Annotated in this window: 6 protein-coding genes; 5 read left to right on the top strand and 1 reads right to left on the bottom strand. The window is 37.9% G+C overall.

Going from position 1 to position 12,611, the window contains the following annotated elements:
• Positions 1–248: 248 nt before the first annotated feature.
• Positions 249–833, bottom strand: a complete 585-nt coding sequence (locus MWU56_RS02320) for an RNA polymerase sigma factor (protein WP_247041805.1) — start codon at positions 831–833, stop codon at positions 249–251.
• A gap of 253 nt (positions 834–1,086) precedes the next feature.
• Between MWU56_RS02320 and uvrA the strand changes: the two genes are divergently transcribed.
• From uvrA to MWU56_RS02295, 5 genes are all read left to right on the top strand, one after another.
• Complete coding sequence (gene uvrA, locus MWU56_RS02315) at positions 1,087–3,867, top strand: excinuclease ABC subunit UvrA (protein ID WP_247041800.1); 2,781 nt, start codon at positions 1,087–1,089, stop codon at positions 3,865–3,867.
• Between the two features lie 357 nt (positions 3,868–4,224).
• On the top strand, positions 4,225–8,316 hold the full coding sequence (locus MWU56_RS02310; RefSeq protein ID WP_247041798.1) for a gliding motility-associated C-terminal domain-containing protein: 4,092 nt from the start codon (positions 4,225–4,227) through the stop codon (positions 8,314–8,316).
• 47 nt (positions 8,317–8,363) lie between these two features.
• Positions 8,364–9,320, top strand: a complete 957-nt coding sequence (locus tag MWU56_RS02305) for a type IX secretion system membrane protein PorP/SprF (RefSeq protein WP_262917767.1) — start codon at positions 8,364–8,366, stop codon at positions 9,318–9,320.
• Between the two features lie 10 nt (positions 9,321–9,330).
• The gene (locus MWU56_RS02300; protein WP_247041796.1) at positions 9,331–11,268 is read left to right on the top strand and encodes an OmpA family protein; all 1,938 of its coding nucleotides are present in this window, start codon (positions 9,331–9,333) and stop codon (positions 11,266–11,268) included.
• 114 nt (positions 11,269–11,382) lie between these two features.
• Positions 11,383–12,585: a hypothetical protein gene (locus tag MWU56_RS02295; RefSeq protein ID WP_247041795.1), complete on the top strand. Its 1,203-nt coding sequence runs from the start codon at positions 11,383–11,385 to the stop codon at positions 12,583–12,585.
• Positions 12,586–12,611: the final 26 nt, after the last annotated feature.

The raw sequence follows: 12,611 nt of genomic DNA, 5'->3' as shown, positions 1-12,611 counted from the left end.
GCTCTTTTCGTCAGTTTGGTCCTTAAATTAATTCAATGTTACTTCAAACTGATGTTTTTTGTAGTCAACTACATGAATCGATTTTGAAAAGCTAAGTAAGAAATCAACTGTTTTCTGACCAGCTTTTACCGTTTTTACGGATTTTTGTTCTTCAGAGTAAATGTTTTCCATATTCTAGCGTAAGTAATTGTTTCCATTGTATAACGGCGCTAGATTGAAAATATTGCAGGTTTCGTCGTAATGCTTTATTAATTCGTTAAAACGATATTTCTACGCTCCACTATTTTTCTAAGGTTGATCAATGCATATCGCATTCTTCCAAGAGCAGTATTGATACTAACATCTGTATTCTCAGATATTTCTTTAAAGCTCATGTCCTTATAGATTCGCATGATCAGCACTTCTTTTTGATCGTCTGGAAGTTCATCGATCAGAAGTGTTAGGTCACTTTCGATTTGATCTTTGATGATTTGTTTCTCAGCATTCAGCTTTTCATCTTTTATTACGGAAAAGATGTTGAAGTCATCACTGCCTTCAAATTTGGGCATTCTTTTGTTTTTGCGGAAATGGTCTATTACCAAATTGTGTGCAATTCGCATTACCCAAGGTAGAAACTTGCCTTCTTCACTATAGCTTCCTCTTTTCAAAGTTTTTATTACTTTGATAAAAGTATCTTGGAAGATGTCCTCTGCAACATCTCTGTCCAATACTTTGCTGTAAATAAAGCTAGTGATTCTTTGGTTGTGCCTGTTAATCAGGATTTCTAGAGCCTTTTCGTCTCCGCCAATGTAGTTCTTTACTAAAATCGAGTCTTTAATCTGTAGTTGTTCCATACAAATTACTTTTTTTTTGGGTTAAAATCACAGTCTATCCTTTTAAAGGAAGACTTTAGTTATTCAGTTTTTAATCTTTAAAAAAGTAATTATTCTGTATAGGCCTATCAGGATTTTAATTACACTTCAAATATAGATAAACAGGGAGGCTACCTAAAATCTATGTTGTGAGTTGACGATTTTTATATGTTAACTGTTACAATATACGTATTAAGTGTGGTGTATCGTATCTTTGAGACCCTAATTTTAACAAATGGCAATCAATATAAACGTAGATCCTAAGCAGAATATTATTATTAAAGGTGCCAAACTGCATAATCTTAAAAATATTGATGTTGTTATACCTAGAAATAAACTGGTGGTTATCACTGGTTTATCGGGTTCTGGGAAGTCTAGTTTGGCATTCGACACGCTTTACGCCGAAGGACAGCGCAGATATGTAGAAAGCCTATCGTCCTACGCAAGACAGTTTTTGGGAAAGCTGGACAAGCCAAAAGTGGATTATATTAAAGGTATAGCCCCAGCCATTGCCATTGAGCAAAAAGTGAATTCCACCAACCCTAGATCTACGGTGGGCACCACTACAGAAATCTACGATTACCTAAAATTGTTGTACGCTCGTATTGGAAAGACCTTGTCCCCTACTTCTGGCAAAGAAGTAAAGAAACATACCGTAACCGATGTTATCCAATATATTAAGGGATTGAACGAAGGGAGCAAACTGTTATTGTTGGCTCCAATTACCATAAAAGAAGAACGGGAACCTTTAAAGTCTTTGGAACTTTTTTCCAAACAGGGATATGCACGTATAAAATATAATGGTAAAGTGATCCGAATTGATCAGGCTCCAGAAGATATAGGAAGAAAGTTTGATTTGGTGGTGGATAGAATTATTGTAAAGGATGATGAGGATTTTTACAATCGGTTGGCCAATGCCGTGGACAATGCTTTTTTTGAGGGAAAAGGTAAATGCGCCATTGAAAATCTTCAAACTGGAGCCGTAAAAACCTTTAGTAATCAGTTTGAACTGGATGGAATGAAGTTTTTGGAACCCAATGTGCATCTTTTCAGTTTTAACAATCCTTACGGTGCTTGCCCAAAATGTGAAGGGTATGGAGATGTTATAGGTATCGATGAAGATCTTGTGATTCCCAATACAGCACTATCGGTTTATGAAAATGCAATTTTTCCTTGGCGTGGCGAAAGTATGGGGTGGTACCGTGACCAATTGGTAAACTCAGCGTATAAGTTCGATTTTCCAATACATAAACCGTGGTTTGAGCTTTCTGAAGAACAAAAACAATTGGTTTGGGAAGGTAATGATCAATTTATTGGCATACATAAGTTTTTTGAACAGCTAGAAGAAAAAAGCTATAAAATACAGAACAGGGTAATGTTGTCTCGATACCGTGGAAAAACGAGATGCTCTGTCTGCAACGGTAAAAGACTTAGAAAAGAAGCAGATTATGTTAAGGTTGGAGGTAAATCCATTTCTGATTTAATTGAATTGCCCATTAATAAACTCACCCCATTTTTTGAAGAGTTACAACTTTCTGACCACGACACTACAATTGCCAAAAGATTACTCAAGGAAATCAGTACACGTTTAGGTTTTTTGGAGAAGGTTGGTTTGAGCTATCTTACCCTTAATCGTAAATCCAATACATTGTCTGGTGGAGAAAGTCAACGTATAAACCTAGCTACATCTTTGGGGAGTAGTCTGGTAGGGTCCATGTATATTTTGGATGAACCCAGTATTGGACTCCATCCACGGGACACCGAAAATTTGATAGAAGTTCTCAAATCGTTACGGGATTTGGGCAATACCGTTATTGTAGTGGAACACGATGAGGATATTATGAAAGCTGCCGACGAGATTATAGATATTGGGCCGGAAGCAGGGACCCTTGGCGGCAAGGTCGTCGCAGCAGGAGATTGGGAAACCATTCTCCAATCTGATTCGTTAACAGCATCTTACCTTAATGGCTCTATGGAAATAGCAGTTCCCAAAGAACGAAGAAACTCCAAACATTACATTCAAATAATAGGAGCCCGAGAAAACAATTTAAAAAATATAGACGTTACTTTTCCTTTAAATGTACTTACCGTGGTTACTGGAGTTTCAGGTAGTGGAAAAAGCACCTTGGTCAGGAAAATATTGTATCCATCCATATTAAAAGAAACTGGTGGATATGGAGAAAAGGCAGGTCACTTCACGGCAATAGATGGAAAATATGCCCACATAAAACATGTGGAATTCGTAGACCAAAACCCTATTGGTCGTTCTTCCCGATCTAATCCTGTTACCTATATAAAAGCATATGACGATATTCGAAGCCTTTTTGCATCTCAAAAACTGAGTAAGCTACGCGGATATAAAGCCAAGCATTTTTCTTTTAATGTAGATGGTGGCCGCTGCGAAAAATGTAAAGGTGAAGGTGAAATCACTGTGGAAATGCAATTTATGGCCGATGTGCATCTGGAGTGTGACGTATGTAATGGCAAGCGTTTCAAAAAAGAGATTTTGGAGGTTCAGTTTGAAGGAAAAAATATTGACGACATCCTAACTATTACCATTGATGAGGCCACTGCACACTTTTCCAACCACAAACAAGACAAAATAGTAACCAAATTAAAGCCTTTACAAGATGTAGGTTTAGGATATGTAGCTTTAGGACAGTCCTCTTCCACCCTATCCGGTGGTGAGGCACAACGCATTAAACTTGCTTCATTTTTGGTAAAAGGGCATACCAAGGAAAAGGCGTTATTCATCTTTGATGAACCTACAACTGGATTGCACTTCCATGACATTAAAAAACTCCTGAAATCTTTTGATGAACTTATAGATAAAGGACACTCCGTGATTGTAATCGAGCATAATATGGAACTTGTTAAATGTGCCGATTATATCATTGACCTTGGTCCCGAAGGTGGAGAAAAAGGTGGGAATTTAGTGGTTGAAGGTACCCCTGAAGAAATTATCAAGAATAAGAAATCCTATACAGCCCAATATTTAAAAGAAACTCTTTACTAGCATTTTATATCATTTAATCTATAGGGATCGAATCTCAACGGTCAAAATACGCTAGATAAAACTTTCATAGTACAAAGATTAAACTTACGATTTATTCTTGTTAAAGGTTTCACTGAAATATTCTGTCAGATCATATATGGCATCCATCAATTAAAAAGGGGTATACAATAAGTCATGCCCTATTTCTTGATCATCTTCCTAGACATTTGCATCCAAATTTATATAGGCAACAACTTTCTGTATTTGAATTACAACAATAGTATGTTGTTTAAAAAGACAACAATATCCTATCCAATACTAGTGTAGTTGTCCAAAAAAATTAACCATTAATGATATCGATATCAAAATACTCCAGCCATGTATTATAAACTTGATTCAATTAATAAGGGGAAATTCATTGCACTTTTATTCTTCATACTTTTTTCCTGTAATATAAAAATTAGTGCGAATAACATAAACTTTCCATTAAAAGAAAAAGGTATTGCTTCAATTACCAGCAATACAATTCCATTTGCTCCAGTAATATCGTTGGTTAAGACAGCGGTAACACTAGATGCCGCAGGAATATATGGAGGATGTGCTTTTATTGAATATACATTTACAGTTACCAATGAAAGTGATTTAGGTGAGGTCTTTGAAAATATAGTTTTGGAAGATGAGTTTTTGGGAGAAATAGCCCAAGCCCCTGATAGTGATCTCAATGATGATGGTGTGATGGATCCTGGTGAAATATGGGTCTATACAGTGTTATATGAAATAACTCTTAATGATATCGATAACGGTTTTGTTGATGGTACTTCAAATGTAACAGCCGAGGTTCAAGGAAGTGGAGCTGTTGTCAATGAAGTAAGCGACGATATTCTAATAAGTTTGGAACCTTGTGAATCGGATATAGCTATCATCAAGCAAAGTACATTTTTATTGCTTCCAGATGCGGAGCCAAGATGTGATGCTCTCCTCTATGTTTTTACAGTGACCAACGAAGGGACAACACTGCTTGAGAATATAGAAATCATTGACCCGCTTATTGGTGAAGACCCAATCCCGGGGCCAGTATCGGGAGATGATAATAATGACAATATCCTAGACTTGGATGAAACTTGGGTATATCAAATAGAATATAATATTACACAGGCAGATAAAATTCAAGGAGAAATTGTAAACCATGCTACGGTAACAGCTACTATTGAAAATACTAATATTCAAATAGAAGACCTTTCAGATGATGATAGCGTTCTTGAAGATGATCCTACTTTAACAGATATTAGCCATTGTCCTCCAAATTTCATTGGTTTAATCAAACAAGGGGCATATCTATTGCTACCCGATGCTGAACCAAGATGTGATGCTCTTCTGTATGTGTTCACAGTTACGAATGAAGGGACAATACCACTTGAAAATATAGAAATCATTGACCCGCTTATTGGTGAAGACCCAATCCCGGGGCCAGTATCGGGAGATGATAATAATGACAATATCCTAGACTTGGATGAAGTATGGTTGTATCAAATTGAATATAGTATTAACCAACAAGATATAAATCAAGGGGAAATTATAAATCAGGCCACCGTTACGGCTACCCTACAAGGCGATGCCACTGTGATACAAGACCTATCGGATGATGACAGTGTATCAGAAGATGACCCTACCATAATGGATATAAGTAATTGTCAAAATCCATCAATTGCCCTCATAAAAGATGGTGTGTTGATAGATGTGAACAATGATGGTTGTTTAGAGAGTATACTATATACCTTCACAGTTACAAATACCGGGGATGTAGATTTGTTGGAAATACTGGTAGAAGATCCTTTATTAAATGGTGAAGTTCCAGGTCCCATAGATGGCTCAGATGAAAATGATGACAGTATTCTATCAGTTGGTGAAACATGGGTCTATGAGGCTATTTATGCCATTACCCAAGAAGATATTGATAATGCCTCGGTAATTAATCAAGCAACTGCAACCGGTTTTACTTTAGCTGACGTTCAAGTTTCAGATTTGTCCGACAATAACAGTTTGTTGGAAGATGAGCCTACAAGAACACCTGTCCCTGATGATGCATGCACAGAAGGGTCTGCCAGTATTGGATTGATAAAAGAAGGCACTGTGGTGGACATCGATGCCGATGGATGCCTTGAAAGCATTTTGTACACTTTCACAGTCACAAACACCGGAGATGTGGACATCGACGAGATAATCTTGAAGGATGAGCTTCTTGGTGGAGAAGTATCTGGACCTATTGATGGTTCAGATGATAATAATGATGGTGTCCTTTCAGTTGGGGAAACTTGGATATACGAGGCCATCTATGCCATAACACAAGTAGATATAGACAATGAAGTCGTAGTCAATCAGGCTACAGTGAACGGAGAAATCGTGGATACAGAAATCTCCGTATCCGACTTATCCCACTTTGATAACCTTTTTGAAGATGCGCCTACCCGCACAACAGTCCCCGATGATGCCTGTACAGAAGGATCTGCCAGTATTGGATTGATAAAAGAAGGTACTGTGGTGGACATCGACGCTGACGGCTGTTTGGAAAGTATACTATATACATTTACCGTTACCAACACCGGTGATGTGGACATCGACGAGATAGTTTTGGAGGATGAGCTTCTTGGTGGAGAAGTGCCCGGACCTATTGATGGTTCGGATGTAAATGAGGATGGAATCCTATCCGTTGGCGAAACATGGACCTATCAGGCTAGTTATGCTATTGAGCAAGTCGATATTAACAATGGTTCAGTAGAAAATCAAGCCAAGGTGAACGGCGAAATTGTAAATACGGAGATTTCTGTCTCCGACCTATCACACTTTGACAACTTAAATGAGAACGCTGATACCATTACACCGGTTCCCGATGATGCCTGTACAGAAGGATCTGCGAGTATTGGATTGATAAAAGAAGGTACTGTGGTGGACATCGACGCTGACGGCTGTTTGGAAAGTATACTATATACATTTACCGTTACCAACACCGGAGATGTGGACATCGACGAGATAGTCTTGGAGGATGAACTTCTTGATGGAGAAGTGCCCGGACCTATTGATGGTTCGGATGACAACCAAGACGGTGTTCTCTCCGTAGGCGAAACATGGACCTATCAGGCCATTTATGCTATTGAGCAAGTCGATATTAACAATGGTTCAGTAGAAAATCAGGCCAAGGTGATCGGCGAAATTGTAAATACGGAGATTTCTGTCTCCGACCTATCACACTTTGACAACTTAAATGAGAACGCTGATACCATTACACCGGTTCCCGATGATGCCTGTACAGAAGGATCTGCGAGTATTGGATTGATAAAAGAAGGCACCTTGGTCGACATCGATGCGGATGGATGCTTTGAAAGTATATTATACACATTTACGGTGACAAACACTGGAAATGTAGATTTAACTGGACTTATCTTAAACGACGAAAAATTATTTGAAGGTCAAGATATATTAGGGCCAATAAATGATTCAGATGATAATAATGATGGAATTTTGTCTATAGATGAAACATGGGTGTATGAAGCACCTTACCCCATTAAACAAGTGGATATTGACAATCAAATTGTCATAAATCAAGCAACAGTACTCGCTGAACTGGTAGGTTTAGATATCCAAATAGGTGATTTATCCGACGATGATAGCAACTTCGAAAATGATGCTACCAACACCCTAGTTCCCAATGATGCATGCCCAGGTGATGGGGGTGGCGATGGGGATGGAACTCCCTTGTATGGAATAGCTATTATAAAAACTGGAGAAGGTGTGGATGCTGATTTTGATGGGTGTGATGACAGTATCAACTACAGTTTTAGGGTAATAAATTCAGGAATACTCAACCTAGAAAATGTAGTGGTAGAAGATGAACTTCTTGGAGGTTCCTTACCAGAATTGACAATCACAGAAGAAACCGAGAACGGTATCCTACAACCAGGAGAAGAGTGGCTGTATACAGCAACATATAATTTGACCCTTGAAGATATAGATGGCATTTTCGTAGATAACCAAGCTGTTGCTATTGCAGATATATTGGATTCTACCTATTCTGTGTTCGATAACTCCGATGATAATAGCTACCAAGAAAATGATATTACCTCAATCAATGTGTCAACCTACTGTGAATTTACAGGTGGAGGCTCTGATTTCAAAATCTTCAATGGTATAACACCGAACGGTGATGGAATGAACGATTATTTTAAAATCCTTGGAATAGAAAATTACCCGGATAACAACTTGAAAATATTTAATCGTTGGGGTGTTCAAGTCTATGAAATCAATAATTATGGACAGGGCAACAATCTATTCTATGGCATTTCAGAAGGCAGGGCTACATTACAACAAGAAAGAGAGCTTCCTAGTGGTACTTATTTCTACATACTGACCTTTACCAGTGATGAAAACCCAGGAGAAAATAATTATTCAGGATACCTGTACATAAATAGGGATTAACCAGAGCACACAAATTAAAATTCAAGAACCAAGAATTTATAGAAAAGATGATACATCTAAAATTATATAGAAGCTATTATTTCTTAGCAATAATGTTTCTATCAGCCGTATATAACACTATGGCACAACAAGATTCCCAGTACACGCAATATATGTACAACACCCAAGTAGTAAACCCAGCCTATGCCGGTAATAGAGAGGTATTGAGTTTTGGCCTTTTGGGCAGAACACAATGGGTAAGCCTTGAAGGATCACCAGAAACGGGCACATTTACAGTGAACTCCCCAATTGGGTTATACGATAATATGGGATTGGGCCTTTCCATTGTATATGATCGGATTGGTCCGGCAGTTGAATCCAATGTGGTGGTCGATTATTCGTATTCCGTAAACCTTTCCTACGCCACAAAATTATCCATGGGATTAAAAGCTGGTTTGGACATGTTAGATGTTGATTATAGCAAATTGACAATTTTCAATGGACTAGACCCTCATTTTCAAACCAATGTGGACAACAAGTTACAACCGCAAATTGGTGCAGGATTATATCTAAATACTGATAAATTCTATGCGGGCTTATCTGTTCCGAATTTTTTAAATACAAAACATTTTGATGAAAGCACTTTGGAAAATGTCAATACCAATGATATTGCATTCGAACGCCTACATTATTATTTTATCACAGGCTATGTATTTGATTTAAACAACAATTTAAAATTCAAACCTGCCACCTTGGTGAAGTATGTAAGTGGTTCTCCCCTACAATGGGACCTTTCCGCTAATTTTTTGATCAATGAAAAATTTACACTTGGAGCTTCCTACCGATGGAGTGCATCTATAAGTGCCTTGGCCGGTTTCCAAGTATCACCAAACTTCTTTGCAGGTGTCGCCTATGATTATCAGTCAACCAATATTGAACAATATAGTGATGGCTCCTACGAAGTGTTTCTTCGCTTTGATATTTTCAACAAATCAGACAGAATCGTAACTCCAAGATTCTTTTAAAATAATCACCATGAAGAGAAGAATAATTATAAATGTGTTTTCCATCTTTTTAATGATTGGAAATATAAATGCACAAGAAAATAAAATCAAGAAAGCTAACGATGAATTCGAAAGTTACGATTATATAGATGCGCGAAAAATATATTTAAGCGTTGTCGAGGATGGTTATGAATCTGCACAAGTATTTGAAAAATTGGGAGATACCTACTATTTCAACAGCGAATATGCCGAAGCAAACAAATGGTATGGAAAACTCATTGACAACTACATTGATCTAGTAAAACCCGAATATTTTTTCCGGGCGGCACAAACCCTCAAAAGTGTTGGGAAGTATGAGGAGGCCAAAATTATGATGGAAAAGTTTACTGCTTCATCCCAAGGTTCCGGTTTGGCACAAAACCAAATGAACAACTGGGAATCGTTTGAAAATCTTATCCAGTCAGAGAGTAAAAAATATAAAGTAGCCAATATTACGGCTGAAATGTCCGGGTCCGATTTCGGTCCATCATTTTATGGAAATAAAATTGTGTTTGCATCTTCATCAATCAATACCGAAGGAAGTAAAATTCACGATTGGAACGGTCTCCCCTATCTAGATCTTTTTGAAGCTGAGATTGGCGAAGACGGAATGTTGACCAATATAAAACCCTTGCAGGGCGACATTAATTCCCCATATCACGAATCTTCAGCAGTGTTTACCAAAGACGGAAAATCCGTTTACTTTACACGCAACAACTATATAAATGGTAAAAAGAAAAGGGGCAAAAAACGATTGGTCAGTTTAAAAATATATAAAGCAACAAAAAATAATGATGGAACCTGGGGCAATGTACAAGAACTCCCTTTCAATGATGACTCCTATTCCGTTGCACATCCTGCATTAAATCCAGCCGAAACTCGTTTATATTTTTCTTCCAACATGGATGGCACTTTGGGAGAATCGGATATCTGGTACGTAGATCTTCTTGAAAATGGAAACTATGGAAAACCGGTAAACCTTGGACCTGAAATTAATACGGAAGAACGCGAAACCTTTCCTTTTATAAGTGAAAAGAATAGGCTGTTCTTTTCAAGTAACGGCCACGTAGGTCTCGGAGGTCTAGATGTTTTCAGGGCTTCGTACGACGATGCACAAGGATTCTATGCAATTACAAATCTTGAACAGCCAATTAATTCAAATCAAGATGATTTTAGCTTCATTGTAAAGGAAGACGGGAAAATAGGGTACGTATCTTCTAATAGAGACGGTATAGCTGGAAGTAGCTCAGATGATATTTATTTGATTACCGAAAACTGTGCTCCAACAATTTATGGCGCTATTACAGATGCTAAAACTGGAGAACCATTGGATGGTTCTATCGTATACCTAATAGACAATAATAACAAAGTGGTTTCCCAGCAGATTACGGAAGTAAATGGCAATTATGAGTTTAAAGAAAATATCGACTGTGAGAACCAATATGTCGTAAGAGCATCCAATGACGAAAAAGAATACCTCCCGAAAGAACAAGTAGTGATGACACCGGAAGGCTCCAAAATCTTGCAGGTGGACCTGGCACTTACCCCTCCAGATTGCGCAGTCAACGATTTGGGATGCCGATTGGACTTACAACCCATCTATTTTGATTTTGACAAACACAATATAAGACCTGATGCTGAAGTGGAACTGGCCAAAATTCAGCAGGCCATGAAACAATACCCACAATTGGACATCCACATTGAATCACATACCGACTCTAGAGGAAATGATGATTACAATATGCAACTTTCTGAAAGAAGAGCTAAATCCACGCTCGAATGGCTGGTTGATCATGGTATTGACCGTAACCGTTTATCTTCAAAAGGGTATGGAGAATCACAGCTCATAAACAACTGTTCTAATGATGTAAACTGTTCAGAAGAGGCACATCAATTAAATAGAAGATCCATGTTCATTATTCAAAAATAGTTTGTTAGATTAATTTTTATGACTGTAAATCAGCGTGTTATATTTTTTGGCACGCTGATTGCATTTACAGGGATGGATGTAAATAGTTGCATCTAAAACGTAAAACCTTGTGTTATGAAAAATTTTATACTCATTATAGCAGCGGTTGTTTTTGGAATACCAAGCTTAGAAGCAGAAACAACCAATTCACCAGTTACCACAACTAATTATAGATATGGAAATTCTTTCATATTTACAGAAGGTGGTGTAACCTTTTCTGTATATCCAGATGGTGAGTTCGATTTTTACATGGACAACAGGGTAAACGTAGGTGTTGGAGCAAGTATCGGTAATGTGGGAATCACATTCAATTCTGGTTACAATTATAATCCATATGTGCAGTATGACGATTATGGAGCTATTATCCAAGTAGAAAACACTCCTATTTACTATGATTATTATGGACGTGTTTCACAAATTGGAAATGTAGACCTCTCGTACAACAATGGTAGGGTTCGTAGAATTGGCGGATTGCACGTTTACTATAACGGTGGTGTTTTCAGTCACTACACAGGATTTATCAATATTTATAATAGACGTTATGTGTACAGACCTTTCCATAGGTATTTTGCAAGACCTGCAGCTGGATTTCGTGTAGTGTATGCAAGACCTTATAGAAGATATTACAGCCCTGTAAGATATACATTTTACAAGCCCTATAGGTACAATACAAGACGTGCTTATGCGAAGGTGGGCAAGGTTTATAAAAAAAATAATAAGTACCGTAGAGCCAATATTTATAGAAATGATAAGCGAGTTGCTGTACGTAATAATACGATCAGAAGAGCGAATTATGGTAGAAGTAATGCAACGGTTACCAAAAATTCTTCTAGAAGAGGAAGTGGTGTTACAAACCGTTCCAGCAATACTGTAAAAAGACATACAGTTGCTTCAAGAACATCGGGAAGTACTGCTTATAGAAAGCCTTCCAATGTATCAAGGGCTGGAAGTACAGTTAAAGCAACCCGTACTTCAAACCAACGAAGTATAAATTCTAGAAAAGCAGCTCCTATTGCTAAAAGTACAACGGTTAAACGTACCACCCGAAGCACGTATAGCAAACCACGGACAAGAACCGGAACATCGAGTAGGTCTACGGTGACCAAAAGAACCACTACCTCAAGAACAGTGGCTTCCAGAACTACCAGTCCCAGTGCTAGAAAAAGTACTGTAAGTAGAACCACAAGTTCAAGGCCAAGTGTAAAGAAAACCACGGTGAGCAGAAAAAGCAGTGCTAGAACATCACGCTCAAGAAGTGCTTCTGGTAGAAATAATTAATAAGATTTAGGTTGGTTAGTTGTTTA

Origin of the sequence: Allomuricauda sp. F6463D (genome assembly GCF_023015965.1) — a bacterium.
Taxonomy (GTDB): domain Bacteria; phylum Bacteroidota; class Bacteroidia; order Flavobacteriales; family Flavobacteriaceae; genus Flagellimonas.
Note: the sequence above shows the minus strand (reverse complement) of the source record. Positions and strands in the feature narration are given on the sequence as shown.